Annotated in this window: 25 protein-coding genes; 8 read left to right on the top strand and 17 right to left on the bottom strand. The window is 63.3% G+C overall.

Annotation, left to right across the window (positions count from 1 at the left end):
- Window positions 1-248: 248 nt before the first annotated feature.
- The 14 genes from ACOIX3_RS15980 to ACOIX3_RS15915 all read right to left on the bottom strand — a co-directional run bounded on the left by ACOIX3_RS15980 (window position 249) and on the right by ACOIX3_RS15915 (window position 11496).
- The gene (locus tag ACOIX3_RS15980; RefSeq protein WP_342722703.1) at window positions 249-422 is read right to left on the bottom strand and encodes a hypothetical protein; all 174 of its coding nucleotides are present in this window, start codon (window positions 420-422) and stop codon (window positions 249-251) included.
- Window positions 423-964: 542 nt separating this feature from the next.
- On the bottom strand, window positions 965-1297 hold the full coding sequence (locus tag ACOIX3_RS15975; RefSeq protein ID WP_420970786.1) for a RidA family protein: 333 nt from the start codon (window positions 1295-1297) through the stop codon (window positions 965-967).
- A gap of 74 nt (window positions 1298-1371) precedes the next feature.
- Complete coding sequence (locus tag ACOIX3_RS15970; RefSeq protein WP_420970785.1) at window positions 1372-2166, bottom strand: enoyl-CoA hydratase/isomerase family protein; 795 nt, start codon at window positions 2164-2166, stop codon at window positions 1372-1374.
- Window positions 2167-2178: 12 nt separating this feature from the next.
- The gene (locus ACOIX3_RS15965; RefSeq protein WP_420970784.1) at window positions 2179-2997 is read right to left on the bottom strand and encodes an ABC transporter permease; all 819 of its coding nucleotides are present in this window, start codon (window positions 2995-2997) and stop codon (window positions 2179-2181) included.
- Window positions 2994-3770 (bottom strand): ABC transporter permease, encoded by a 777-nt coding sequence (locus ACOIX3_RS15960; RefSeq protein ID WP_420970783.1) that lies wholly within the window; start codon window positions 3768-3770, stop codon window positions 2994-2996. The genes ACOIX3_RS15965 and ACOIX3_RS15960 overlap by 4 nt, the downstream gene beginning before the upstream one ends.
- Complete coding sequence (locus ACOIX3_RS15955) at window positions 3763-4542, bottom strand: ABC transporter ATP-binding protein (protein WP_420970782.1); 780 nt, start codon at window positions 4540-4542, stop codon at window positions 3763-3765. The genes ACOIX3_RS15960 and ACOIX3_RS15955 overlap by 8 nt, the downstream gene beginning before the upstream one ends.
- Window positions 4543-4564: 22 nt before the next feature.
- Entirely contained in the window at window positions 4565-5509 is a 945-nt protein-coding gene (locus tag ACOIX3_RS15950) for an ABC transporter substrate-binding protein (RefSeq protein WP_420970781.1), read from the bottom strand.
- A 46-nt stretch (window positions 5510-5555) separates the two neighbouring features.
- Window positions 5556-5948, bottom strand: a complete 393-nt coding sequence (locus ACOIX3_RS15945; protein WP_420970780.1) for a RidA family protein — start codon at window positions 5946-5948, stop codon at window positions 5556-5558.
- A gap of 28 nt (window positions 5949-5976) precedes the next feature.
- Entirely contained in the window at window positions 5977-6690 is a 714-nt protein-coding gene (locus ACOIX3_RS15940) for an ABC transporter ATP-binding protein (protein WP_420970779.1), read from the bottom strand.
- Window positions 6687-7451 carry an ABC transporter ATP-binding protein gene (locus ACOIX3_RS15935; RefSeq protein WP_420970778.1) on the bottom strand — a complete coding sequence of 255 codons (765 nt, stop codon included), beginning with the start codon at window positions 7449-7451 and terminating at the stop codon, window positions 6687-6689. The genes ACOIX3_RS15940 and ACOIX3_RS15935 overlap by 4 nt, the downstream gene beginning before the upstream one ends.
- A 10-nt stretch (window positions 7452-7461) precedes the next feature.
- Window positions 7462-8340, bottom strand: coding sequence for a branched-chain amino acid ABC transporter permease (locus ACOIX3_RS15930; RefSeq protein WP_223973555.1), 879 nt, complete (start codon window positions 8338-8340; stop codon window positions 7462-7464).
- 12 nt (window positions 8341-8352) lie between these two features.
- Entirely contained in the window at window positions 8353-9225 is an 873-nt protein-coding gene (locus tag ACOIX3_RS15925; protein ID WP_420970777.1) for a branched-chain amino acid ABC transporter permease, read from the bottom strand.
- Between the two features lie 23 nt (window positions 9226-9248).
- Window positions 9249-10376, bottom strand: a complete 1128-nt coding sequence (locus ACOIX3_RS15920) for an ABC transporter substrate-binding protein (RefSeq protein WP_420970776.1) — start codon at window positions 10374-10376, stop codon at window positions 9249-9251.
- Between the two features lie 79 nt (window positions 10377-10455).
- A complete protein-coding gene (locus tag ACOIX3_RS15915) occupies window positions 10456-11496 on the bottom strand; it encodes a LacI family DNA-binding transcriptional regulator (RefSeq protein ID WP_223973561.1) in 1041 nt (346 codons plus the stop codon).
- A gap of 80 nt (window positions 11497-11576) precedes the next feature.
- On the opposite strand from ACOIX3_RS15915, the gene ACOIX3_RS15910 reads away from it, so the two are divergent.
- The 8 genes from ACOIX3_RS15910 (at window position 11577) to ACOIX3_RS15875 (ending at window position 21169) form a co-directional block, all read left to right on the top strand.
- On the top strand, window positions 11577-12722 hold the full coding sequence (locus tag ACOIX3_RS15910; RefSeq protein WP_420970773.1) for an acyl-CoA dehydrogenase family protein: 1146 nt from the start codon (window positions 11577-11579) through the stop codon (window positions 12720-12722).
- A 17-nt stretch (window positions 12723-12739) separates the two neighbouring features.
- Window positions 12740-14275, top strand: coding sequence for an AMP-binding protein (locus ACOIX3_RS15905; protein WP_420970772.1), 1536 nt, complete (start codon window positions 12740-12742; stop codon window positions 14273-14275).
- 10 nt (window positions 14276-14285) lie between these two features.
- Window positions 14286-15065, top strand: coding sequence for a citryl-CoA lyase (locus tag ACOIX3_RS15900; RefSeq protein ID WP_420970770.1), 780 nt, complete (start codon window positions 14286-14288; stop codon window positions 15063-15065).
- 10 nt (window positions 15066-15075) lie between these two features.
- Window positions 15076-15534, top strand: a complete 459-nt coding sequence (locus ACOIX3_RS15895) for an acyl-CoA thioesterase (protein ID WP_420970768.1) — start codon at window positions 15076-15078, stop codon at window positions 15532-15534.
- 2 nt (window positions 15535-15536) lie between these two features.
- Window positions 15537-16298 carry an enoyl-CoA hydratase/isomerase family protein gene (locus ACOIX3_RS15890; RefSeq protein ID WP_420970766.1) on the top strand — a complete coding sequence of 254 codons (762 nt, stop codon included), beginning with the start codon at window positions 15537-15539 and terminating at the stop codon, window positions 16296-16298.
- 3 nt (window positions 16299-16301) lie between these two features.
- Window positions 16302-16946, top strand: a complete 645-nt coding sequence (locus tag ACOIX3_RS15885; protein ID WP_420970764.1) for a flavin reductase family protein — start codon at window positions 16302-16304, stop codon at window positions 16944-16946.
- Window positions 16947-17091: 145 nt separating this feature from the next.
- Window positions 17092-18282 (top strand): epoxide hydrolase family protein, encoded by a 1191-nt coding sequence (locus ACOIX3_RS15880; RefSeq protein WP_420970762.1) that lies wholly within the window; start codon window positions 17092-17094, stop codon window positions 18280-18282.
- A gap of 961 nt (window positions 18283-19243) precedes the next feature.
- Entirely contained in the window at window positions 19244-21169 is a 1926-nt protein-coding gene (locus ACOIX3_RS15875; RefSeq protein ID WP_420970760.1) for a sigma-54-dependent Fis family transcriptional regulator, read from the top strand.
- 97 nt (window positions 21170-21266) lie between these two features.
- Here ACOIX3_RS15875 and groL read toward each other — a convergent pair whose 3' ends face one another.
- The 3 genes from groL to ACOIX3_RS15860 all read right to left on the bottom strand — a co-directional run bounded on the left by groL (window position 21267) and on the right by ACOIX3_RS15860 (window position 24811).
- Entirely contained in the window at window positions 21267-22895 is a 1629-nt protein-coding gene (groL, locus tag ACOIX3_RS15870; RefSeq protein ID WP_420970758.1) for a chaperonin GroEL, read from the bottom strand.
- Between the two features lie 66 nt (window positions 22896-22961).
- Window positions 22962-23762 (bottom strand): metal-sulfur cluster assembly factor, encoded by an 801-nt coding sequence (locus tag ACOIX3_RS15865; RefSeq protein WP_420970757.1) that lies wholly within the window; start codon window positions 23760-23762, stop codon window positions 22962-22964.
- Between the two features lie 5 nt (window positions 23763-23767).
- A complete protein-coding gene (locus tag ACOIX3_RS15860) occupies window positions 23768-24811 on the bottom strand; it encodes an amidohydrolase family protein (RefSeq protein WP_420970755.1) in 1044 nt (347 codons plus the stop codon).
- Between the last annotated feature and the right edge of the window lie 23 nt (window positions 24812-24834).

The following is a 24834-nucleotide window of genomic DNA, read 5'->3' as shown; positions in this document are numbered from 1 at the left end:
CACACTCCCTCCATTCAGTCCTATGCCCTTACGGCTGCGAGCACAGGGCATCTCGGATATGACGTCATGTCGTCGTGACCAGAGTGCCATGGTCGCGAGAGGCGACCAACTCACAGGTTCTGTCAACGTCGGCTGTGGGAAAAGATGACGCGCGGCAACTTGCTGCGCAATCGCCGCGCAGCAAGTCTTTGATTCACCAAACAGCGTCGTGCATGCCGATCGCGTGACAGCGCCGATCCCGGCGAAGATCAGAAGGGCCAAATTGATTTGACGATGCCTTCCACCACGCCGATGACCTGCTTGATTCCGCGAACCAGGCCGTGCCCCCCGTTACCCGTGCCGGTGCCATTGCCGTCACCGTCCGCACCGCCGACCACACGATCGAGGGCTTCCATCGACATTTCATGGTCGAACTTGTTCATAGCCATTCTCCTGTTTTCGGGAGGGGCCATCCCCTCAAGCCGTGATCACACGCATACGAGGTCATCCAGCTAGTCGCCGTGATCCACGTCACGCATGGTTTGCGCCGCGGCAGGAGTTTTTCGTTCTTGAGTTCGACGAACGCAATTGCGTGAATGTCCAGTAAGAGGCGTGACGTTTCCGCTTTCCAAGAACCGAGGCCGATCGTCGTCCGCGCTCGCCCTGCCCCCTGAAAGTTGTGCCATGACATCGCCCACCTCACGCCGCCCCAAGCCCAGTTCAGATGGCCTGCTCACATTGGCTGTGATGAGATTCTTCTTGATGCCGCGGTGCACACGTCGTGAACACGCCACCTTCTAACCGATTGAAAAACCTAAACTCTCACTCCAATCCATCATGAGCAGGTTTGAGCTAACTCAAGCAATCGGCGTCCGATCAGAGCCAATCAGGGAAAGGCTCGTCCATAACCCCTGTCCCATGAGCCCAACGAACGTTCGAATCGCGAAGCCGCCCCCGCTCCGCCTTCACGCTTGGTCTCGGTGCGTCAGCGCGACGGCACGAATGCCATCGCCTCGATCTCCACGCGCGTACCGATACCGAGGAGCGACCCGGCTCCGATGGCGGTGCTGGCCGGCGGCTCTCTGGCGTCCATGAATATTTCGACGCGAGCCCGGTTGAAGCCGTCATAGTCGGCGAGGTCGGCCAGAAAGGCTGTGGTCTTCACGATATCTGACAGCGAGGCACCATGTTTGCCCAGCACGCGCTCCATGCGCTCGAATATCCGGCGGGTCTGGAGCTCGATGTTATCGCGTGCGTCCTCATCGACGCAAAGGCTCCCTGACAGGAACAGCAGATCTCCACTCGGTCCGAGCGGCACGCGGCGGGCCGGCGAAAATCGCGGTCTGTTTTCGTGTGTTGTCGACATGAGACTGAACCTTTCCTCTGTGAGCCTTACTTTTCGGCTGGTGTGGCGTTGGCGAAGGCGGGAGGCCGCCGTTCGGCGAAGGCACGAAGCCCCTCTTCCGCATCGGCCGTTTGAAGCAATTGCTTTTGCAGCGCACCTTCCAAAACTAGCCCTTCCTCCAACGAGCCATCCAATCCGAGCTGGACGGCTCGCTTCGCGGCCTTGACTGCGAGCGGCCCGTTCGCCGCAATGCGCTTGGCGACCGCAAAGGCGCTATCGAGTAGTGCGTCGGCAGCGACCACGCGGTTCACGAGACCGATCCGCTCGGCGCGCTGCGCATCGATCGGCTCCCCGGTCAGGATCATCTCGAGGGCGCAGCCCACGGGGACGAGCCGCGGCAGCCGCTGGGTACCGCCGCCGCCCGGCAGCACACCCCACCGCACCTCCGCCAGGCCAAACCGCGAGTCCGGCGTGCAGACGCGAATATCGCACGCCATCGCCAGTTCCAGCCCGCCGGCGATGCAATGGCCCTGAATCGCGGCGATGACCGGCTTGGTGATCTCGCCAGCGAGCGTCATGCCGCCGAAACTGATGGTGCTTTCCGCGCCATGCAGGGCGCGCTCGCGGCGCCACGGCATATACGTCCTCAGATCGCCCCCGGAACAGAACGCGCGGCCGCCCGCGCCCGTCAGGACAGCGACCAGCAAATTCGCGTCCGCCTCGAAATCCTTCCAGACCTCGACGAGCGCGCGATCATGCTCGACGTCGACAGCATTCATGGCGTCGGGCCGATTGATCGTGACGAGGGCGACGGCCCCCCTTCGTTCAAAGTCGATGGACATGATCTGTCTCCTTTAAGACCGCCCCTGAGGCATCAAGGCCCAGGATTCGAAGGCGGCGAGCGCCGCATTGATGATGAAGCCGAACGAGCCGACGACCGCCAGCAGGCTGAAGACCTCGGCCGCGTTGAAGTTGCGCTGCGCCATCAGCAGCAGGGCACCGAGCCCCGGCATCAGTGTCAGCATCTCCGCGAGCAGCGATACGATGATCGCCAGCGGCGCGGCGACGCGTACGCCCGTCAGGATCGACGGCAGCAGCGCCGGCAGGAAAATCTTGGTCACCCGCGCGATCACACCGAGATGGAGGGATCGCGCAGCTTCGAGCAATGTCGGATGCAACGACCGCACCCCCGAGGTAGTGTTGAGCAGAACCGGCCAGAGCGCCGCGAATACGATCACGAACAGCTTCATCTCTTCATTGACGCCGATGATCAAGGCCGCCACCGGCACGATGGTGGGCGGCGGCAACGTGCGCAGGAATTCCAGCGTCGGCCCGAGGCAGCGCGCCAGAGCCGGCGACGCGCCGATCAGCCCGCCGATACCGACGCCCAGTGCCATGGCAAGAACAAGGGCCACGGCGACCGACTGGAACGTTGCCAGCACCGCAGGAACAAGATCTCCCGCGGTTGTCCGGTCGATCAGGGCGGTCGCCCATGTCGACGGAGGTGGAAAATACGGCGAACGCGGATCGCCCAGCGCCTGCCAGAGCAACAGCAAGGTGATCAGCGGCAACAGTCCTTGCAGCGCCAACCATGCGTTGTTGGCTGCGTGGAAGGCCCAGCGGCGCCCTCTGCCACCGGCGACGGCCTGCGCGGGCGCGTTGGTTGCGGTCATGATTGTTGAAGCTCCCGAATGCCGGGGAACAACCGCGCGAAGGTCAGCCGCAGGCACGCGTTGAGGAGAACACCGAGCGTACCGGTCGCAAGCAGATAGCCAAACATCAGGCCCGGCTGGAGAGCTTCCTGCGCCGTCACCAGCCCCCAGCCGAGCCCCGCCGGATTGCCGACCATCTCCGCGATGACAGCGACGACGAGTGCGAGACCAAGCGCGACACGTGCGCCGATCATGGTCGATGGCAATACCGCGGGAAGGATGACTTTGCCGAGCCGCTGTGTTCGCGACAAATGCAGCGTCGCGGCCGTATCGAGGAGCCTCGGGTGGATGGCCTTCGCCCCGGCGACGGCGTTGACGATGACCGGCCATACGCTCGCGAACACGATCACGGCGATTTCCGTGGTGACGGTGAAACCGAACAGCAGAACCGCAACCGGAACGAACGCAACGGCCGGCAAGGGCCGGAGCAACTCGAGCGACGCGCCGAAGAAGCGATGGACGATCGGCGAGAACGCGAGTGCGAGCCCGATGGCCGCGCCAAGCACGCTCGCGATCGCCCATCCGGCCAGCGCGCAGGCGACGGTGTGCACGGAATCGGCAATGAGCTGGCCGGATCGGATCGCGCCATAGAGCTCCTGGGCGATCTCCGTCGGCGCCGGCAGGAATTCGAACCGGGTCGCGGCGGTCCTGACGCCGACTTCCCACGCGACGAGAAGAACCAAGGCGGTCGCGAGCGCAGACGGATTGAGCACGCCCCTTGAGCGTCTAAGCATGGATCTCATGGCGAAAGGCCTCGTAGAGCTGATGACGCAGCTGCAGATATTCGGGAAGCTCCTTGGTCTCGATCTGGTCGCGCGGCCGCGGCAGGTCGACCCGGATGCGCCGCGCGATGTGGGCCGGACTGCCTTTCAGGAGAATGATCGTATCGCTGAGATAGATCGCCTCCTCGATATCATGGGTTACGAACAGCACGGTCGCGCCGGTTTCGGCCTGGACCGCCAGAAGCTGGTCCTGGAGCGAGGCCTTCGTCATCGCGTCCAGCGCGCCGAACGGCTCGTCCATCAACAGCGCGCTCGGCTCCATGGCAAGCGCCCGGGCGATCTGCACCCGCTGCTGCATGCCGCCCGACAGCCGCCACGGGTATTCATCCTTGAACCGGTCAAGGCCGACCATGCGGATGGCATTCCGAACCTTGTTATCGAGCTCAGCGTCGCGCAGGCGCCCTTCCACGCCGAGCGCGACGTTTCTTCGCACGGTTCGCCACATCAACAGGGCGTGCCCGTAGTCCTGGAACACCATGGCCATGCCGGGCACCGGTGATCGGACCTCCCGTCCCTCGTAAGCGGCACGACCGGAGCTGTAGGGCGTCAGCCCGGCCAGCGTCCGCAAAAGGGTGGTCTTTCCAGTGCCGGAGCCGCCGAGGATCGAGACGAACTCGCCTCGTCTGACCTCTAGATCGAGATCCTCAATGATGCGGCGAACGCCCGGCGCACCGGGCAGATCGATGCAAAGGCTCTCGCACTGAAAACTGGGTTGGGTTGTCATGATCGCCGCCAGCCGTCCGGGGTCACTTCAGCACGAGGCTGGATGGGTTCAATTCTGCGGAGAGTTGCCCGGTCTCCCGCATCGCCTCGATCCACGCCGAGATGTGCGTTGCCGTCAGAGCTGTGCTGTACGTCGGCAGCACTATGCTCTCAATCACGTCCTTCGGCAGCCGGGTCCATTTGGCGAGGACCTCGCGCGCTTCGACCTCGTGAGCTGCGATATTTGCTCTCGCCTCTTCGAGGGCGGCGACATACCGCGCGATCGCTTCGGGATTGGCCCGCGCCCAGGTGCCGTTCGCCATCCAACTGGTCAGCGTAACGGGATCGCCGACCTGTAGCATCGGATCGCCAAGGTCGACGTGGCCCGCCTTGTTGAGCGCGCTGACGAACGGCTCAACCTCTTCGACTGCGTCGATACGTTGCGCCTTGAGCTGGTCCACCATGTTCGGGAACATCATCTCGATGAAGCGAACGCCTTTCGCATCCACCCCGCCGCGCTTGAGCGCAAGCAGAGTTGCGATGTGGACGACGCCGTTGATCGACGGCGTCCCGATCGTCTTGCCGATTAGCTGGCCGATCGAGGTGACGCCGGATTGCTTGCCGGCGATGAGGCGCATCTGCCGGTTGGCGGCGGTCTCAAGCGTATTGCCGCACACGCCGACGACATCGAGGCCGCTGGCTGCCGCCTTCACGATATCGATTGCGGTGGCACCCGAAATGTCCAGCTGGCGACCGAGCGCACCGATCGTCGTGGAGAGGTTCTGGACCGACATGATTTCGACGTCGAGCCCCTTTTCCAGAAAGATGCCCTTGTCCTTCGCAACCCAGAGCGGAAGCCAGGCCGACGAGACCACCGAAGCGACGCGGATCTTGATCGGTGCTGCGCCACCTTGCGCGAAGACACGCGATGGTTGGACTGCGGCCGTGCCGAGCAAGCCGAGTATCATGGAGCGCCGCGTGGGCATCATGCTTTCCTCCGTGTTGTGCGTTATTGCTGTCGAGTGCGCCTGCCGTTCAGGCCGAAGCAAGCGCGACGGCTTCGATCTCCACCAGCAATCCGAAATGAAGGGACGCCACGCCGGCAACCACCCTCGCGGGCCGGATGTCGCCGATCCAATCGGCATAGATCTGGTTGAAGGCCGGCCAGGAGTTCATGTCGGTCACGTAGATGCGCACCTGGACGAGCCGGCTTCGGTCGGTCGCGGCAGCTTCCAGGCAGGCATCGATATTGGCGAGCACCTGCTCGGCTTGCTGCGCGAACGGCCGGTCGGTCATTGGCCTGCCATTCACGTCGACCGGAAGCTGCCCGGATACGAACACGAGGCCGGCGGCCGTGCAGGTGTGGGAATAATGACCAGCGGGCGGACGCAGCCGCTCACTGTTTGCGAATACGATACTCTGCTGCATGGTGCTGCCTTCGATGTCGGTCTTCAGTTCAGTAGAACTGCATCAGGACCTTGTTGTCCGCCAATGCTTCGGGACTGGTCTCGTGGATGATCGCGCCGGAGCGCATCACCAGCACGCGATCGGATATCTTGAACGCTTCTTTCACATTCTGCTCTACTAGCAGGATCGACAGCCCGAGCTGCTGCTGAAGTTGCCGGATGGGCTGGAGCAGGTCCTGGAACAGCTTCGGCGCCAGTCCGATCGACGGCTCGTCCATCAGGAGGCAGCGGGGACGGCTCAGCAGGGCGCGCGCGATGCTGACCATCTGCTGCTGTCCACCCGACAGCGTGCCCGCGCGGCGGGCGTGGAATGTCTTGATGCGGGGCAGGATCGACATCACCCACTCGATCCGCTCGGGCCGTTCCCGCTGCGGCACGCCGGTTGCCCACATCGCGAGCTGGAAGATTTCATCGACGGTGAGGCCCGGAAAAATTCCGCGGCCTTCGGGCACAAGGCCAATGCCCAGGGCCGCCATCTTCTTCGGTTCCGGTTGATGCAGGCGCTGGCCGTCCACCGAGATCTCGCCGCCCTGGCGTGTGACCACGCCGAACAGCGCATTCATCAAGGTCGACTTGCCGGCGCCGTTGTGACCGACCAGGCAAAGCACCTCGTTCTTTCGGATCTGAAGGCTGATATCGTCGAGGACGACGCGGCCGCCGTAGCCGACGCGGAGATTGTCAACGCTCATGAGAGCATCGGTCATGAGTTGCGCTCGCCGAAATAGATGGATGACAACTCCGGATTTCCGAGAATCTCCTCGGGTTCGCCATCGGCGAGAAGCCGCCCCTGATCGAGGAAGCTGATCCGGTCGGAGATGCTGACGACGATCTCGAGGTTGTGCTCGATGATGCAGATCGTGATGCCGCGGCGAACCTCGCCGCGCAGCAGCGTCACGAAGCGCTCGTAGGATCTCGGATCGAGCCCGGATGCCGGTTCGTCGAGAAGCCACATTTTGGCCTTCGTGGCCATGATCCGCGCCATGCTGAGGAACTTGCGCTCCGCATAAGCGAGATCGTTCGCGCGCACGCCGGCCTTGTGCTGCAAGCCGGTCGCCTCGAGGATCTCGTGGACGCGCTGGTGGCGCTCCCCGCCGCTGCCGGCCTCGGATTGCCAGAACCAGGCGCTCTTCTCCATCACCGTAAGCACGTTCTCGAACACCGTCATGTGCGAGAACAGGCGCAGATCCTGGAAGGTCCGGGCGACGCCGAGGCGCGCGATCTTCCACGGTGCGGTACCTACGATCGATTCGTCCTGCCAGCGGATGTCGCCCGAGGTCGGCCGCAGATGTCCGGTGATCAGGTTGAAGAGCGTGGTCTTGCCTGCCCCGTTCGGGCCGACCAGCGTGGTGATGATCCCTTCGCGCAGACGCAGCGAGACATCCTCGACCGCCTTCACGCCGTCGAAACTCTTGGTGAGATTGGCGATCTCGAGAAGCGTCGCCGGGGAGCCTGGAGCTTTCGACACTTGCAGCACCTCAGGCCTCCCCTCGCTTTGCGCCCATGAGGCCGTCCGGCTTGAAGATCATCAGCAGGACCATCGCCAGCCCATAGACCATCTGCTGCACGGATCCGATTTCGGTGCGGGGGAGGAACGGCAGATAGGTCAAGGCGGCTGGCAGCAACGTGAGAAGAACCGCGCCGACGATCGGTCCCCACACGGTTCCGATGCCGCCGACGATCACCATCGCCATGAACAGCGTCGAGGCATCGATGGTGAAGCTCTCGACATTGATGAAGCTGAGATAGTCGGCATACAAAACGCCCGCCACGGCGCAGACCGCGGTCGAGTAGAACACTGAGAGCGTCTTGATCAGCGCGACATTCTTGCCGAACGCCAGCGCGGCCGATTCGCTGTCCCTGATGGCCTTGAGGCTGCGGCCGAAGCTCGAACGGACGATCGCTCTGGTCAGCACGACCACCAGGGCCAATGTCACGCCGGCGAGGCCGAGGAACTGGACGGGATCGCTGAACGCGTGTCCTGCGATACTCGCTGGCGGGATGCCGACCAGGCCGCCGATACCGCCCGTGACGGACTTCCACTCCGAGAACACCGTTGCGGCGAGAACCTGGAAACCGAGCGAGGCCGCCACGAAGTAGTCGCCCCGCACCCTCAGGGCAGGCAGGGCAAGCGCCGCCGAGATCGTTCCGGCGATGAGCATCGCGGCCGGCAGTTGAAGCAGCAGCGCGTCCGTCCACTGCAAGGCAATGAATGCCGCGACATACGCGCCGACGCCGAAAAACACCGCATGGGCCAGCGAGAAGATACCTGCATATCCCATGATGAAATTCAGAGTGATCGCCAGAATGGCGTTGATGCAGACCAGCGTTGCAAGGTTTACGAGATAAGCGATCACGACACAGATCCTTCAGCTAGTCACGACGCGGCCGAAGAAGCCCGACGGACGCAGCACGATGAACGCGAACAGGATGAGGAACGTGACCGCCTCGCTCCACTGCGGATCGAACCGCCACAGCGCCAGGTTCTCCGCAATGCCCAGCAACAGCCCCGCGCAGGCTGCTCCGCGCAGGCTGCCGACGCCGCCAACGATGGTCGCGGCGACGCTGATCAGCATCACGCGGCCGCCGATTGCCGCATTCAGCCCCGAGGTCATGCTGGTGAGCACCGCGGCGGGAACCACGAGCAGCGAGCCGAGCGCGAACGCGCATGTCGACACCGCCTTCGGATTCAACCCAAACGTCCGCACCAGCGCGGGGCTCTCGGACAGAGCCCGAAGCGCGATCCCGATATTGGTTCTGCCGAGAAAGAGCTGGAGCGCGACGAAACACACCACCGCGGTGACGACGGCAATCCCTGCAGTCGGCGCCACGTAGAGCCCAGGCAATGTCTCGACGCTCCTGCTCAATGCCGAAGGCACCGAAATGAAGCCGCGCCCGAATACGGTCCCGATCAGGTTCTGAATGACGACGGCGACGCCGAAGGAGCCGACGAAGATCGTGAAGAACGATCCGTCGGTGCTCTGGATCGGCCCGTAGACATAGCGGTCCAGAACAACTCCGAACAGCACGACCACGATGCAGGTCGCGAGGATCGCGAACGGCCACCAGACCAGGAGAACCCCGTAGAGATAATAGAATACGTAGGCACTGATCGCGAAACTCGCGCCGTGAGCAAAGTGGAAGATCTTCGTGGCCCCGAAGATCAGCGAGAAGCCGACCGCGGTCAGGCCGTAGAGCGCCCCGACCTGAATCCCGTTGATGATGAGCTGGAGTAGCAGCATGGGTCCTCGCACCGGCGCCAGAGCTAGTGAACCGCAACGGTCTCGACGACGGTCGGCTCGCCAGCCACTTCGTTGATCTGCATAGCCGATCGGATCGTGCCGTCCTTCTCGAAGGTGACACGCCCGCCGACCAGATCGAACGCGCCGATCTCGCGCCGCTTCGTCAGGAGATTTTCGCCCGTGATCGGCAAGCCAGCCTTCTGCAAGGCCGACGCCAAGGTCCCGTAGAGGAGCACGGCATTGTAGTAGTTCGCGGCGTAAGCGGTCGGCGCCCGGCTGGTCCTGGCCTGGTACTCCCGCGTGAAGCGCCTTGTCACCGGATCGTCGGAATTCCAGTCGATCCGCTGCGTCGTGAACAGCGCCCCTTTCGCTTCGGGAAGGCTGGCGATGGCAGGGATCGCAAACCCCGAGTAGCTGGCGAGCTGTTGCGTGACGCCGTTGTCGCGCAACTGCTTGATGATCTGCGATTGCTGCGCGCCGAACGAGGCGATGTAGACGACGTCCGGCTTGGCATCGCGCACCCGCGCCGCCACTCCGCTGAATTGTTGGGCATTGGACGGCACCGACAGCGCCTCGGCCAAGGTTGCGCCGAGCGAAGGCAGGCTGGATTCGAGTTCGCGCTTGATCGATTGGCCAAGCGGGTCGTCGACATAGACGAGGACAAACCGCTTCAATCCCCGCTTCCGCACCAAATAGGGCGCCATTGCCCGCACCTCGAAATTGGCGAGCGGGATGACGTTCCAGAAATACTCACCAAGCTCGGCAAGGTCGGGCCCGACCCCGCCGCCATTGACGGCAACCGTGCGGCTCCGCGTCGCGGTGGTCGAGATCGCCTTGGACACGCCGGTGAACGCCGAGAGCACGTAGCTCACCTTCTCGACGTTCACGAGCTTGTTCATGGCGATCACGCCCTGCTGCGGGAGCGCCTGGCTGTCCTCGTAGGCGATCGATAGCCTCCCGCCGAGGGCTTTTGTGTCGTTGAGATGCGAGACCGCAAGCTCAGTCGCCCCCATGTAGAGATCGCCGTAATCGGCGTTTGCGCCGCTCAGGGGGAAGATCGCCCCGATGCGAATATCCCCGGCTGAGGCCCGCCCGGCGAGCGCAACAAGCATCGAAAACGCAAGAACCGCGACTTTCCGCAGAGGCCACATCGCAAACTCCCGATTTACGAAAACGATTTCGTAAACTAGTTCGCAGCAACCCGGCTTGTCAAGCGACAGATGTCAGCTTTCAGATTTCGCCGGCCGCGACCAGTTGGCTGCCGTGAGACGAGCGCAGAATCAGCTCGGGCGACCAGATTTCCTGCAATTCCTTGGCCGAACGGCCGTCCATGAGGGCCAGAAGCAGATCGACCATGCGGCGCCCTGCCTCGAATGTCGGCGCGGAGAACGTGGTCAGGGGCGGGTTCAGATAGGGCCCGAGCGGGTGGTTGTCGCACCCGATCACCGGAATATCGACGCCTGGGCGCCTGCCCGTCTCCGCGATCGCTTGCATCGCGCCGGTGGCGATCAGGTCGTGACCGCACATGATCGCCGTCGGCGGATCGCTCAGCGCAAGGAGCCGACGGGCGCCGTTCAGCCCCTCCTCCTCGCTGGTGCCAGTCTCGACCACGAGATCGGCATCGAACGGCAGCTTCGCCGCCTTCAAGGCCGCGCGATAGCCTTCCTGCAGCAGATGGCTGATCATGAGGTATCCCGGCGTGCTCAACAACCCGATCCGGCGATGTCCAAACCCTATGAAACGCGCCGTTCCGTTGCGGCCGGCGACCGTTCGGTCGATATCCACGAAGGGAAACGGCTTGCCGGTCTCGCTGCGGCCCAGCGCGACAAACGGCACGTTGCGCTCCTGGAGATAGCGGATCCGGGGGTCGTCGCGACGCGTGCGGCCGAACATCACGCCATCGACCCGCTGCCGCTCGACCAGGCGGCGGAAGCTATCGAGCTCCGTCTCCAGCGTTCGACCTGCGACGATGATGAGCTGAAACGGGGTCTGACTGAGATTCTGGTCGATCCCCATCAGCAGATCCAGGAAGAACGGATGCGCAAAATGGGTCTGCGGCGGCGACAGCACGAAGCCGATCGTCTCGGACGTTTGCGTGCGAAGCCGCCGCCCCGCCGGATCCGGAGAAAAGCCAAACTTCTCCGCCGCTTCCAGCACGCGCCGCTTCGTCGCATCGCTCACGTCGCCGCGGTCATTGATGGCCTTGGAGACCGTCGACACAGCCAACCCCAAATGCCGGGCAAGTTCTACGATGTTGATCCGCTGCTTCATTCCAGCCTCTTGCTGCCAACACTTGACACAGGAGCTCGCCGGCGTCTAGGTTATTTACGAAATCGTTTTCGGAGCTTTCCATGATTGACCTTGCCTCGCATGAGATGACGATGCTCCGCCAGACGGTGCGGGGATTTGTCCGCGACCGTCTGGAGCCGCTCGAACAGCAGATTGAGACCGACGACGACGTGTCTCCGGACTTGCTGGCCAAACTGCGCAGCGAGGCCGCAGAGCTCGGGATCTATGGCTTCAACCTCCCGCCCGAGCTCGGCGGTTACGGCCTTCCGGTCGCGGCACAGGTCGGAATCCTGGAAGAGGTCACCCACACCTCCGTTCCGCTGTCCGAGGTGGTCGGGTTCCTGCCGCTCTCGCTGATCCACCTCAATGAGGAGCAGCGCGCCCGCATCCTTCCCGATCTCGCGTCCGGTCGCGTGACGATGACGTACGCCCTCACCGAGCCGGATGCCGGGTCGGATTTGAGCAGCATTCGAACCAGGGCAGTGAAGGTCGACGGCGGCTGGCGCCTCGAGGGGGCCAAGCAGTTCATCTCCAACGTCGAGACTTGCGACCACGTGATCGTGCTGGCGGTCAGCGATCACTCCGCTTCCCTCAAAGGGCGCCTGACCACGTTCATCGTCAAGCGCAGCAATCCGGGGCTCGTCGGCATGACGCGCTACAAGAAGATGGGGTGGCACGGCTATCATCTGAACGGCTTCTCGCTCGAGGACTGTTTCGTTCCGGATGCGGACGTTCTCGGGCGTCCCGGCGACGGCTTCATGGTCATGATGGCCTCGATCAACCACGACAGGATCCTTTCTGCCTGCCGGTCGCTGGGACTGGCGCAACGCGCGCATGACATGTCGATCGCCTATGCGAAGGAGCGTCGCGCCTTCGGCTCGCAGCTTGCGAGCCATCAGGCCATCCAGTTCATGATCGCGGACAATGACGTCGAGATCGAAGCGACACGGGCACTGATCTATCGTGCCGCCGCCTTGTGCGACCAGGAAGATTCGTCGTCGCGGATCGCCGTGTCCAGGGCCAAATTATACGCCAGCGAGATGGGATGCCGCGTCGTCGATCGCTGCCTCCAGATCTTCGGCGGGATGGGTTACATGTGCGAGCTCCCCATCGAGCGATTCTATCGGGATGCCCGCGCATTCCGCCTGGGCGAAGGCACATCCGAGATGCAGCGAATTCAGATCGCTCGCCAGGCTCTCTCAAACTGACACGCAGGGGGATTACAATGATTGGCGCGCCAAGCCCGTTTTTCGGGCTGCTCGATAACGATGTCGAAGCGCCGGCGATTTATCTCGGCGACTATGTCGCTACGCGCCGGGAACTGGCCGAGACGTCGAAGCGCGCCGCAGCGTTTCTGCATAGCCTCGGCTTGACGCGCGGCGACGTGATCGCGCTGTGGCTCCCTGATGGCCCGACCTGGTTGCAATTCCTGTTTGCCGCCGCGCATCAGGGAATTCTGGTGGTTCCGATCAGCACGAGATACCGTCGCGCCGAAGCGCTCCATGTGATTGCATTGTCCCGTGCGAAGGCGGTCGTGGCTGCGAGCAGCTTCCTCGATGTGGCCTTCGCGCAGATCGTGCGTGATATCCAGGGCGAGGTCCCTACGCTCGCCCACGTCATCGAGATAGCCGACCCGGGCCGTTTCCATCCGGGTGCCGATGGCCATGTGGAAGCTGGGGGCCGGCCGCAGGACCTGCTGTGCACGTTCAGCACTTCCGGAACAACCGGTGCGCCGAAGCTCGCCGTTCACGACCAGCATAGCTGCCGCAACCACGCGCATATCGTCGCTTCCGCATTCGACATCCATTCCGGCGACACTACGCTGTGCGCATTGCCGCTCTATGGCGTGCTGGGATTCGTCCAGGCCATCGCCACGCTGGCGGGTGGCGGCGCCTGCGTTCTGCTTCCGGTCTTCAAGGCCGCCGAAGCCGCGTCGGCGATCGAGCGACATGCGGCAACCCATGTGTTCGGCTCCGACGGGCTGCTGGATGCCGTCTTCAACGTGCCCGCGGCGAAACTCTCGACGCTGCGCGCCGGAGGTTTTGCCGATTTTGCCGGCCTGACCGACCGCGTGATGAGGACCGCCGAAAGCAAATGGGGATTGCGCCTCGTCAGCGTCTACGGCTCGTCCGAAGGTTTTGCTCTCATGGCCGCGCGCTCGCCCTCCGAACCGATCGAGGCCAGGTCGCTGCCCGGCGGCCGTTTGCTGTCCGGCGAGATGGCTTTGCGCATCGTCGAGCCTGACACAGCAACGCCGGTGGCATCCGGCGCAACCGGCGAATTGCAGATCCGCGGCTACAATGTGATGCCCTGCTATCTGAACAACGAGGCCGCAACCGCGCAGGCGTTCACCTCCGACGGCTGGTATCGAACCGGCGATTTCGCCTATGCGGACGAGGACGCTTTCGTTTTCCTGTCGCGCATCGGCGACGGCCTCCGCCTGCGCGGCTATCTGGTCGATCCCGGCGAGATCGAGAGCTTTCTCTGCCGGCATCCGGAGGTGTCTGCCGCGCAGGTCGTCGGCGTGCGCCTCGAGGGCGAAGGCGACGTAGCGGTCGCCTTTATTCGCTCCGACCGTGAACTCGGCGAGACCGAGCTGCTCGCCTACTGCCGCGAAGGCATCGCCAACTACAAGGTCCCGCGTCGCATCGTTCAGGTCGACGCGTTTCCGGTCATCGACGGCCCGAACGGCATCAAGATCCGCAAGGCGGCGCTGAGGGAGCACGCCTCCCGGCTGCTCAGCTCCGCTCCCATCACCTGACGAGGTTGACATGAAACGCCACGAGATCAAATCCGACATCGCCTGGGCGACTCCCACGCAGATCAAGGTCCACGGGCTCGATCTCTGCTCCGAGATCGTCGGTGTCGTCGATTTTGGCCAGATGGCCTTCCTCGAGATCTTCGCCCGTCTTCCGGACGCGAATGAAGCGCGCATGTTCAATGCCATGATGGTGATCCTGGTCGAGCATGGAATCACACCCTCCTCCCTCGCCACACGCATGACCTATTGCGGGGCGCCGGAAGCCGTGCAGGCCTCGGTCGCCGCTGGACTGTTGGGGCTCGGCTCCGTGTTCGTCGGCTCGCTGGATAACGCGGCGAAGATGCTCCAGGAGGCCTTGCCCGACCCGCAGGCGTCTGTCGATCTGAAGCAATTGGCGGCCGACATTGTCAGCGCTCGCAGGAGCCGCCGTGAGATCATTCCAGGTGTCGGCCACCCCTTCCACAAGCCGATCGATCCGCGAACTCCAGCCCTGTTCAAGGTCGCGTACGAAACCGGCTTTGCGGGCCGCTATGTGGAGCTGATGGAGAACATCGGCGCGGAGGCAAGCCGGCAATATGGCCGACCACTGCCCCTCAACGTCACCGGCGCGATGGCAGCCATCGCCTCGGAGTTCAAGCTGCCCTGGAAGATGTGCCGCGGCCTCGCCGTGGCAGCTCGCGCAGTCGGGCTCGTCGGGCACATCATCGAAGAAATGCGTCAGCCGATGGCCGAGGAGATCTATTACCGGATCGAGCACGAGGCCACCGAACACTCCCGCCCGCGCGAGTGAGGAGTGCCCGATGCACGAGGACCCGGTTTCACGCCCCCCTTCAATGCCACGGCTCGCGCCGGAGCACTTCCGGTTCTGGAGCCTGGAAAAGCTGCGCAATGCCGACACCGATCAGTTCCGGCACGTCAACAACGCGGCGATCGCCAGCTTCCTCGAAGGCGGCCGCATGGAGCTGTTCGCGGAGCCCGCGATCAGCCGCCTCATGGACGGCCTCAACGTCGTGGTCGGACGGCTGACCATCGAATTCCACAGTGAGGTCTTCTATCCGGGTGAGGTCAACATCGGCTCGACGGTCACCTCTATCGGCCGCTCCTCCTTCGAGGTCCTGCAAGGCGTCTTCCGCGCCGGGGCATGCGTAGCCTCTGCTACGGCCTCCTGCGTGCTGCTCCAGGCCGGGAAGCCGCATGCCGTTCCGGACGACATCCGCCGGCACCTCCTCGGCGCCCCCTCCAAATCCGCAAGAGCCTGACCATGCCGGTGCTCTACAGCCGCAACGGCGACGTCGCCATTCTCACCCTGAACGAGCCGCAGCGACGCAATGCCCTGTCCAGGGCTTCGGTCGCGATACTGCTCGAGCTGATCGCGCGGGCGCGCGCCGAGAAGGCGCGGGCCATCGTGATCGCGGCGAACGGTCCGGTGTTCTGCGCGGGCGCCAACATCGACGATCTGAAGGCCGGATGGATGAGCGGCGCTTCCGATCCGACCGATCCTGCCCTGCTGTTTCGCGCCCTGGCCGAGGAGAAGCGTCCGACCATCGCGGCGGTACAAGGCGGCGCGCTCGGCGGCGGATTCGAGCTGACGCTCTGCTGTGATCTCGTCGTCACGGGAACGGAGAGCTATTTCGCTCTGCCGGAATTGGGCCACGGCGTCATCCCCAACACCGCGCTGGCGCGTCTCCACCGCGTGGTGGGTACGAGGCGTGCGGCCGAACTGATACTGACGCGCCGCCGGCTGAGTGCTGCGCAGGCCGTCGACTGGGGGCTGGCCAATCGCCTGGTGCCGACGGGCGACGTCGTTTCAGGCGCGATCGATCTCGCGCTTGGTATCGTGCAGTCGGCACCACCGGGCGCCATCGCTGCCGCGAAACGTAACCTCGCCCATCACGGTGAGACGGATTGGGCGCGCGTCCTGCTTTCGCCCGCGGATGTTCCGTCGGCCGAGTGGCGCGAAGGATTGCGATCCTTCGACGAGCGGCGCAAGCCGAGCTACGATCAATTCTGGCAGGACGTGTGAACCATGGAGCCCACGGCAACCCGCGCCGCGTCGCGGGACATCCACTTCTACGAGCCGTCGAAGGGGCACGGGCTGAAGCACGATCCCTTCAACGCCATCGTCGCGCCGCGACCGATCGGCTGGATTTCCTCGCGTGACGCAAAGGGCAACGTCAACCTCGCGCCGTACAGCTTCTTCAACGCCTTTTGCTACACCCCGGCGCTCATTGGCTTCTCTTCGACCGGCTGGAAAGACACCGTCGCTAACGCCCAGGACACCGGGGAGTTCTGCTGGAACCTCGCAACCATGGATCTGGCACGGCGGATGAATGCGACGGCGCTCCATGTCAGCCGGGAGGTCGACGAGTTCGCGATTGCCGGACTGACGCGAGCGCCGAGCAGGTTCGTCAGCGTACCGCGCGTGGCCGAAAGCCCGGTGTCGTTCGAGTGCAGGGTCACGGACATCATCCGGCTCAAGGGGACGATGGGTGAACCGGCGGAGGCCTGGCTGACGCTCGGCGAAGTCGTCGCTGTCCACATCGACAAGGCCTTCATCAGGGACGGCGTCTATCTCACCGAACTCGCGCGCCCGATCGCGCGCGCCGGCCGGCGCGGCGATTATTTCGAAATGACCGCCGACACCATGTTCGAAATGGTCCGGCCGGACTAGCAGTCGCCACAGGATTCGCTCTCACCATCAACCCGCCGAGTTGTCTATCCGGCGGGATCACCTGGAGTTTGATATGTCTACCTCCGCCCTCCTGCCCGACGCGCGATCGTTTCCCGCGGCCGGTCCAGACGCACGCCCGGCGCTGGTGCTGCCGCCCGCGCCTGACAGCCTCGCGCCCTTCGAGGTCCATGTTCCGCAAGCCGCCATCGACGATCTGCGGTTGCGGCTCACCCTCATCAGATGGCCAGATCGGGAGACCGTGCGTGACTGGTCGCAAGGTGTGCCGCTCTCTGCCGCAAAGTCGCTGATCGATTACTGGCTGCATGACTACGACTGGCGACAATTCGAGGCGCGCCTCAATCGCTTTCCGCAGTTCCGCACGCGCATCGACGGCGTCGGCATCCATTTCATTGATGCCCGCTCGCCGCATCCGCAGGCCCTTCCGATCGTTCTCACTCATGGATGGCCGGGCTCGGTTGTGGAATTTCTCGATGTCATCGACCGCCTGACCGACCCGACACGGTTCGGCGGACGCGCCGCGGACGCGTTCCACGTGGTCGTGCCGTCGATCCCTGGCTACGGCTTCTCCGACAAACCCACCGAGCCGGGCTGGAATCCGGGTCGCATCGCGCGAACCTGGGCGGTGCTGATGCGCGAGCGGCTCGGATTTGAGCGCTGGGTCGCGCAGGGAGGAGACTGGGGCTCGGCCATCACCCACGCCATGGCCAGCCAACGCCCTCCGGGTCTACTCGCCGCCCATGTCAACTTGCCGCTGGTGGTGCCGAAGTCGGCACCGGTGCGGCCGACCAGGGAAGAACAGCAAGCACTGGACAACATCGAGCACTATCTTAATCAGATGGCTGGCTACGCCGACCAGATGAACACGCGGCCGCAAACGATCGGCTATGCGCTGCACGATTCGCCGCTGGCGCTGGCGATGTGGATGTACGAAAAATTCTGGGAGTGGACAGACAATCGCGGCCTTCCGGAGGACGCCCTCACCCGCGATCAGATGCTCGACGACATCTCCCTGTACTGGTTCACTGGCACCGGTACATCGAGTGCGCGTCTCTACTGGGAAGGCGTCGGAAGCACGATCCGGGAGAATAGCTTCTTCTCGAACTCGCGTGCGTCGTCAGAACCAATCGACCTTCCGATGGGAGCAACCATCTTCCCGGGCGAGACCTTTCTCGCTCCGCGCTCCTGGGCGGAGGCCGCCTGGTCCAGGTTGTTCTACTGGAACAAGGCAGACAAAGGCGGACACTTCGCCGCGTTCGAGCAGCCCGAGGTTTTTGCGCGGGAGATGTGGCAGGCCTTCGCAACGTTCCGAGGCTAAGTCGCGTACTGACGAAACCATCTTCGAAGCCAACCCGCTCCGCAGACCGCCCACTCGACTCCTCCGCCAACCTGAGTGGTCAAGGCCTGCTCGTGCTAGCGGTGATAGGATTTTTCTTGAACTGCCGGTGCACACATCGTGCACACGCTGCCTTCTAATCAATTGAAAAACTTGAACTCTCGCTCCAAATCCATCATGAGCCCGTTTGAGCTAATTTGAGGAAGTGTCGCCGAGCGAGATCAAATAGCAGCACGAATTCAATTCGCGTGAGACGGCAACGCCCAGGTTCAAATCACGGAGGCGCAAGCACCGGTCCCGACATTCGCTGCAAATTGAAATTTGACTAACCTGGCTCTCGGGGCCCGCATCCGAGTTGTTGTCAAAAGCGATTCCGATTGCTGCCGTAGTCTCCCAATTGGATACACTGGGTCGCCTCCACGCTCGATCACAGAGCGGCGTCGAATAGCCATGGCTACCGGCCGCATGGATGCCCAGGACAGCGCCGCAGACTTGCCGATGCTGCGCCGCACCAGTCAAACGAGCACTTGCCCTGATTCTTGGATAGACCGAGCCAGCCGCCCCCCGGTAAGTCGATCGCTGTAGCGGAGCACATATCTGAACCCGCTACTTGACCGGTTCCATCGCGGCATATCAAAACTTCGAACCGCCACCTTTGCTAGAACTATTCAAAAAGTATACGCTAGGCTCGTGAACGGGCTCGAGAGAAGAGCCCGGAACGTTGGGGAATGGCAAGCCGAAGGGGTTGTTTGATCGCGCGGCGCATCCGGCTTCGCAGCGGGTGCGACGGGCATGGGATCGATGCGGGCAGCCTGGACCGCCTCAGCCGTTGCGCCTTGCATGATCGAAACGGCAGTTGCGACAAGCAGTCCCCGCACACAGGTGATGATCGAATGGCCCGTCACGACCGCGGCTGGCCGCTTTTCAGCTCGGAGAAGCTGGGATGGACCAACGAGAAGTGCTGGCGGCGTGGGAGAAGTTCGTTGAGCGCGGAGCGTTGTCGTCCGATTTGAGATCTTCGGTCGCAGCTTCGTGGCAGAGATCCAGGAACCATCATGTCACCATCGACCGTGCGCGTGCGCCACTCGTCGGCGACGCCGAATTGTTTCGCCATCGCTCCAAACACGCCTCGCTCCGTCATGCGGCCCGGTGCGCGCTTGAGAATTCGAAGACATTCCTGCGTGACGCACATTCAATCATGATCCTCACTGATCCCGGTGGGCTGATCATCGACACGCAGGGCGACGACAGGGTCATCGACGCCGGCCGTGCAGTTCATCTCGAACACGGAGGATGTTGGAGTGAGGCCGACATCGGCACCAACGCGATTGGCGCTGCGATAGCGGAATCGAAGCCGGTGCAGATCCGCGGTGCGGAGCATTTCTGTTCGCAGGTCCAGCGGTGGACCTGCGCTGCCGTTCCGGTTCACGATCCGAGCGACGGCGAACTGCTTGGCGTGGTGGACATTTCGGGCCCCGCGAGCACCTTTAATCCGCAAAGTCTCGCTTTAGCTGTCGCGGTCGGCCATCATGTGGAAAGCGTTCTGGCGCAATCAGTGCGGCAAGAACATGAGGAATTGTTGTGCCACTTTCTCGCCAAGAGATCGCAATGGTTCAACGACGAGTTCATCGTGCTCGACCGCCGTGGGACGATCCTCCACGCCACCGAACGCGCCTTGAAAGCTCTTCGGCGTGACCAACACAGCATTCAAGGCGACGCGCCAACCCGTTTTCTGAAGATGGTTCCCTTCGCGGAATGGCCAAGCAAGCTGAGGGAGTTGCTTCCAAACGCGAGCTTCAATTTCGTTGAGAACGAGCGCTCCGGCATCGGCGCTATCGTGGTTCTGCATGCGCGACAGCGCCAACTCATCACACCTCGCGACGCTTCGAAATCGAGACTGGATCCCGAACGCCGCACGCCCGGGAGCTTGCCGTCCGCCGTAGGCGATTTACGGCCGGCGCCGCGGCACCTTCATGGCACCGCTACCGGCTTCGTCGCCCGCGATCCCGTGGTAAGCGCCATCGTCCGTCAAGTTGAGACCGCAGCGGCGCGCAAGATGCCGATCCTGATCCGCGGTGAGACCGGAACCGGCAAGGAACAGCTTGCCCGCCACGCGCATCGGGCAAGTGGGCGGGCTGGTGCATTCGTTCCCGTTAATTGCGCCGCCCTCCCCGAAAGCCTGATCGAGACCGAGCTGTTCGGCTATGCCGAGGGTGCATTCACCGGGGCGCGGCGCGGCGGTGCCGTCGGGCTGGTCAAGGAGGCCGACGGCGGCACGTTGTTCCTCGACGAGATCGGCGACATGCCAGTGGCGCTGCAGGCCGTGCTTCTGCGGCTGCTCGACGACTGGACCGTGCGCCCGGTCGGCGGCGTCAGATCCAAGGTTGACGTGTTCCTCATCTCCGCAACGAACGCCAGGCTCGACAAGGCCATCGCCGAAGGCGGATTCCGATCCGACTTGCTCTACCGGCTCAACACGCTCGAGGTGACGTTGCCGCGACTGCGCGATCGCGACGACTTTGACGCCATCGTTCGCCATCTGCTCGATACGATCGATCCGACCTGCGAAATCACACCGGCGGACGTTGCGCGTCTCGCCGGGCGTCCCTGGCCCGGCAATATCCGCGAGCTCCGCAACGTGCTGGCGCGTTTCACCCTCGCGGCTGCGAACGGTTTGACCAACGACGGCGGCGCCGCCGCTGTCGCTCAACGTCACGGGAACGAGGCCGGATCGCTCCACGACATTCATCGGGCGCGGATCCTCGAGGCGTATGCCGAGACTTCCGGCAACGTCAGCGAAACTGCACGGCGTCTTGGCGTCTCCAGAAATACCATCTACCGCGCGCTCGGACAGAAGAAGCCCGAATGACACTTTGGGTGTGCTGACTCCGCAGATGCTGCGCGCCTCGCGGCATCCGCCGTCTCCAAACGAACGCCGGTCACAATGGACCGGCAATCCGCTCCGATCAAAGCAGCTCGGCGCCGCCGCCACGCGCCGGCCCCGCGGTCGGATCGTAGTCATCCGGCTTTTTGGCGATCAAGGTCTGCGTCGTCAGAATCAAACCGGCCACCGACGCCGCATTGCGAACCGCGCTGTAGCAAACCTTGACGGGATCAATGATCCCGGCTTCGACGAGATCAACCTGCGAGCCGTTGCGTGCGTCGAGTCCGTGGCCATTGCTTGCCGTGGTGATTTTCGCGACCTCCGCCTCGCCGTTCAGGCCGGCATTCGCCGCAATGTAGAAGAGCGGCCGGCTGAGCGCACGCTGCAGGAGCTCCGCGCCCTGCCTGGCGCCACCGTCCAGACGATGGACCAGCTCATCGAGCCGCGCAGCGATCCGCAGCAGCGCAACGCCGCCGCCCGGCACGATGCCCTCTTCGATCGCCGCCCTCGTCGCATTGATTGCATCCTCGATCAGCTGGGTCCGGCGCTTCTGCTCGACCGGCGTCGCACCGCCCGCGAGAATCATCGCTGTGCCGCCCGACAGTTTCGCGATGCGTTCCTGGAACTTGTCCCGTTCGATATTTTCGGGCGCGGCATCGTATTGGCGCAACACCTGCTCGCGTCGCGCCGCGATGGTCCTCTGGTCGCCGGCGCCCGCGGTAATCAGGGTCTTCGAGGCGGAAATCCGTACCTGGCGCGCAGATCCGAGGTCGTGCAGCTCCGCCTTCTCCAGCCTGCCGCCGAGATCGGCGGAGATGACGCGGCCCCCCGTCGTGATCGCGATGTCCTCGAGCATCGCCTTGCGCCAATGTCCGAACTCCGGCGGATGGATCGCCGCGACCTTGAAATTGGCCTTCTCCCGGCGCGCCAGCAACTGCATGATGACGGCGGGCACCACCTCCTCTGCGATGATCAGCAAAGGCCTTCCGCTCCTCTCGATGAGCGAGATCACGCCGGCCAATTGTTCGCCGGTCTGGATCTTGAGATCGGTCATCAGGATGAAGGGGTTGTCGAGCACCACCTGCATTTTCTCGACATCGGTCACCATGTGATGCGAGAGATAGCCGCGGTCGAACGCCATGCCTTCGACGATTTCCAACGTCGTCTCGACGGTGCTGCCATATTCCACCGCCACGATCCCGTGATTGCCGGCACGCTCGAAGGCCTCGGCGACCATGTCGCCGAGCGCAGAGTCGTTGGCGGCGATCCCGGCGACGGCACGCAGGCCGGCGGAGCCCTGGAGGGGCTTCGCCGACCGCCGCAATGCCGTGATGGTTTCGCCAACCGCCAGCTCCAGCCCCTCGACCAGTTCGACCGGGTTAGCCCCCGCCGCGAGACATTTCAGGCCTTCCTGTACCAAGACGTCGGCGAGCACCGTGGCCGTGGTGGTTCCATCCCCTGCCACCTCATTAGTGCGCGCCGAAACCTCCCGTAGCACCTGCGCGCCCATGTTCTCAAACGGGCATTCGAGCTCGATCTCGCTGGCAATGCTGACGCCATCGCGCGACACGATCGGCGTACCGATCGGTCGGTCCATGATCGCATTCATGCCCTTCGGACCAAGCGTTCCGCGCACCGCCTTCGCGAGCTTGGCGACACCCCGGCCCAATGCGGCCCGCGCCGCTTCATCGTGCATCATGATCTTCGGCATCTCAACTCCCCGACATAGCCTTGAGGTGGTCTGATTTGGACTCGGTCTTGTCGCTGCGCTTGCACATCACGGCACCGGACCTGCACCTGGCGATGCAGCCCTCGTCTTCGATCTCGGCACGAACGGCGTTTCGAGATCGAAACGCGCCGCAAGCAGGCCACGGCACAACGCGCCGTTGAATTCGGCGTTGACGCAGACCCGCCGCAGCCTCGAGACGTAACCGGGCACGCCATCGGCCTCCAGCCGCGCTCCCCCGGCATCGACAAAGGCCGACGTATTTGCGCGGACCGGGCCGACGACGGCGCGGCGCTCGAGATAGCGCCCAACCAGCTTCGCACCGGCATCATCCAGCAGCATGTTGCCGAGTTCCGCCAATGTCAGGCTAACGATCTCTCGCGGGGTCAGCCCCAACGCCATGAGATGACTGAGCAGCGCGACCTGCCGCCGCTGGAAGGCCTTGACCAGGAAGGTCTGACGCAGTTCGTCCAGATTGCCGTCGGCCTCGGCGCCGAACGTCTCCTGGAACGAACGCCCCTCGGCGAGGCCCGCATTGATCTTGTCGGCATACATGTGCTCGCCAAGCACCACGTGGACGCCCTTGACCCAATCGAGCCGGCTGACCGCCTGGCGCATGTCGTCCGCCATCAGGAAGGAAAAATTGGCGGCGCACCAATAGGTCGGCAAGCGAAACTCGATGTGAATCCGGTCCTTTGAATCCACGTCGGCCCTGGTCACGAAATTCAGCTCGACCACGGACTCGTCGAGCTCTGGATCCATCACGGTCTGCAGGCAGGCCCATATCTGGGCCTGCCTGTCATCCGACGAACGGCCTATCGGCCGCACCGCCTCGTCATCGCCACCCGTCATGGCCATCACCTTGGCGCATGAACGGCTTCGGGCAGATGCGCGTAACCGCCGCCGGCCCGGATCTTCTTCTTCTGCGCCTCGACATCGATGCCGTAGATGCGCGCCGCGTTGAGGCCGAGGATCTTGGTCTTGGCCTCCATCGACAGCACCGAGCCGGTCTCCTTGGTGACGTCGTCCGGAATTTCGAACGCCATGAACTTGTCGATCAGCCATTTCGGGGTCCAGATGCCGTAATCGCTGCCGTACAGGATCTTGTCCGGACCGAGCCAGAACAACAGCTCGGAGATAACGTGGGCAAAATATCCCGGCCGCGAATGGATGAACGGTAAGGCGACCGCGAGACCGGCATAGACGTTGGTTTCCTGGGTAGCGATCCAGCAGAAATCATCCAGCCGCGGCAGGCCGCAGTGCTCGACGATGAAGTTCAGATTCTGGAACGAGGTGGCGACATCGTCGATGTCGGCAACATCGAACGCATCCCGGTTCAACGGGATGATGGTCGGGCCCTTGTGGACGTGGATGTTCTTGATCCCGAGCTTCTGCGCCGCCTCGAGATACTGGTAGGACGCCTTGTCGGTCAGCTTGTAACCCTTGGATTCACCACGCCATTCCGCGGTGTAGAGCTTGACGCCCTTGAGTTTGTGCTTATCCGACAGCGCGTGAAGCTCCTCGATGCCCTTGCTGCCGTCTCGCGGATCGAACGCGCCGTTCAGGATGAAGCGATCCGGGTGGCTCTTCTTCATCGCCGAATTTCGCTCGGTGGTATTGAAGCCGTTCTTGTAGAAGTCGGTGAGATAGGTCGGCTGCAGGATCGCCATGTCGTCATAGCCGGTGACGAACAGGTCGTCGAACATCGTCTTGGCGTCGTATTTCTCGAACTTCTCCTTGTCCCATTTCTCCGAGGGCGGGCTCAGATTCGAGTGATAGGCATAGAAGCACTCGATGAACTGCTTGCCGTGGATGTTCTTCTGGTTTGCCGGACTTCCGTCCCAGAAATGGGTGTGTCCGTCGATGACGAAAATCTCTTCACCCTTGGCCGTCCTGTACATGGCGTTCCTCCCGATCCGGCTGG

Origin of the sequence: Bradyrhizobium sp. B120 (assembly GCF_049075665.1) — a bacterium.
GTDB lineage: Bacteria > Pseudomonadota > Alphaproteobacteria > Rhizobiales > Xanthobacteraceae > Bradyrhizobium.
This window is presented reverse-complemented; position numbering and strand designations above follow the sequence as displayed.

Coding starts and splice junctions, on each gene's coding strand:
- ACOIX3_RS15980 (WP_342722703.1), bottom strand. CDS start 422: ATGAACAAGTTCGACCATGAAATGTCGATGGAAGCCCTCGATCGTGTG.
- ACOIX3_RS15970 (WP_420970785.1), bottom strand. CDS start 2,166: ATGTCCATCGACTTTGAACGAAGGGGGGCCGTCGCCCTCGTCACGATC.
- ACOIX3_RS15965 (WP_420970784.1), bottom strand. CDS start 2,997: ATGACCGCAACCAACGCGCCCGCGCAGGCCGTCGCCGGTGGCAGAGGG.
- ACOIX3_RS15960 (WP_420970783.1), bottom strand. CDS start 3,770: ATGCTTAGACGCTCAAGGGGCGTGCTCAATCCGTCTGCGCTCGCGACC.
- ACOIX3_RS15955 (WP_420970782.1), bottom strand. CDS start 4,542: ATGACAACCCAACCCAGTTTTCAGTGCGAGAGCCTTTGCATCGATCTG.
- ACOIX3_RS15950 (WP_420970781.1), bottom strand. CDS start 5,509: ATGATGCCCACGCGGCGCTCCATGATACTCGGCTTGCTCGGCACGGCC.
- ACOIX3_RS15945 (WP_420970780.1), bottom strand. CDS start 5,948: ATGCAGCAGAGTATCGTATTCGCAAACAGTGAGCGGCTGCGTCCGCCC.
- ACOIX3_RS15940 (WP_420970779.1), bottom strand. CDS start 6,690: ATGACCGATGCTCTCATGAGCGTTGACAATCTCCGCGTCGGCTACGGC.
- ACOIX3_RS15925 (WP_420970777.1), bottom strand. CDS start 9,225: ATGCTGCTACTCCAGCTCATCATCAACGGGATTCAGGTCGGGGCGCTC.
- ACOIX3_RS15920 (WP_420970776.1), bottom strand. CDS start 10,376: ATGTGGCCTCTGCGGAAAGTCGCGGTTCTTGCGTTTTCGATGCTTGTT.
- ACOIX3_RS15915 (WP_223973561.1), bottom strand. CDS start 11,496: ATGAAGCAGCGGATCAACATCGTAGAACTTGCCCGGCATTTGGGGTTG.
- ACOIX3_RS15910 (WP_420970773.1), top strand. CDS start 11,577: ATGATTGACCTTGCCTCGCATGAGATGACGATGCTCCGCCAGACGGTG.
- ACOIX3_RS15905 (WP_420970772.1), top strand. CDS start 12,740: ATGATTGGCGCGCCAAGCCCGTTTTTCGGGCTGCTCGATAACGATGTC.
- ACOIX3_RS15900 (WP_420970770.1), top strand. CDS start 14,286: ATGAAACGCCACGAGATCAAATCCGACATCGCCTGGGCGACTCCCACG.
- ACOIX3_RS15895 (WP_420970768.1), top strand. CDS start 15,076: ATGCACGAGGACCCGGTTTCACGCCCCCCTTCAATGCCACGGCTCGCG.
- ACOIX3_RS15890 (WP_420970766.1), top strand. CDS start 15,537: ATGCCGGTGCTCTACAGCCGCAACGGCGACGTCGCCATTCTCACCCTG.
- ACOIX3_RS15885 (WP_420970764.1), top strand. CDS start 16,302: ATGGAGCCCACGGCAACCCGCGCCGCGTCGCGGGACATCCACTTCTAC.
- ACOIX3_RS15875 (WP_420970760.1), top strand. CDS start 19,244: ATGGACCAACGAGAAGTGCTGGCGGCGTGGGAGAAGTTCGTTGAGCGC.
- groL (WP_420970758.1), bottom strand. CDS start 22,895: ATGCCGAAGATCATGATGCACGATGAAGCGGCGCGGGCCGCATTGGGC.
- ACOIX3_RS15865 (WP_420970757.1), bottom strand. CDS start 23,762: ATGACGGGTGGCGATGACGAGGCGGTGCGGCCGATAGGCCGTTCGTCG.
- ACOIX3_RS15860 (WP_420970755.1), bottom strand. CDS start 24,811: ATGTACAGGACGGCCAAGGGTGAAGAGATTTTCGTCATCGACGGACAC.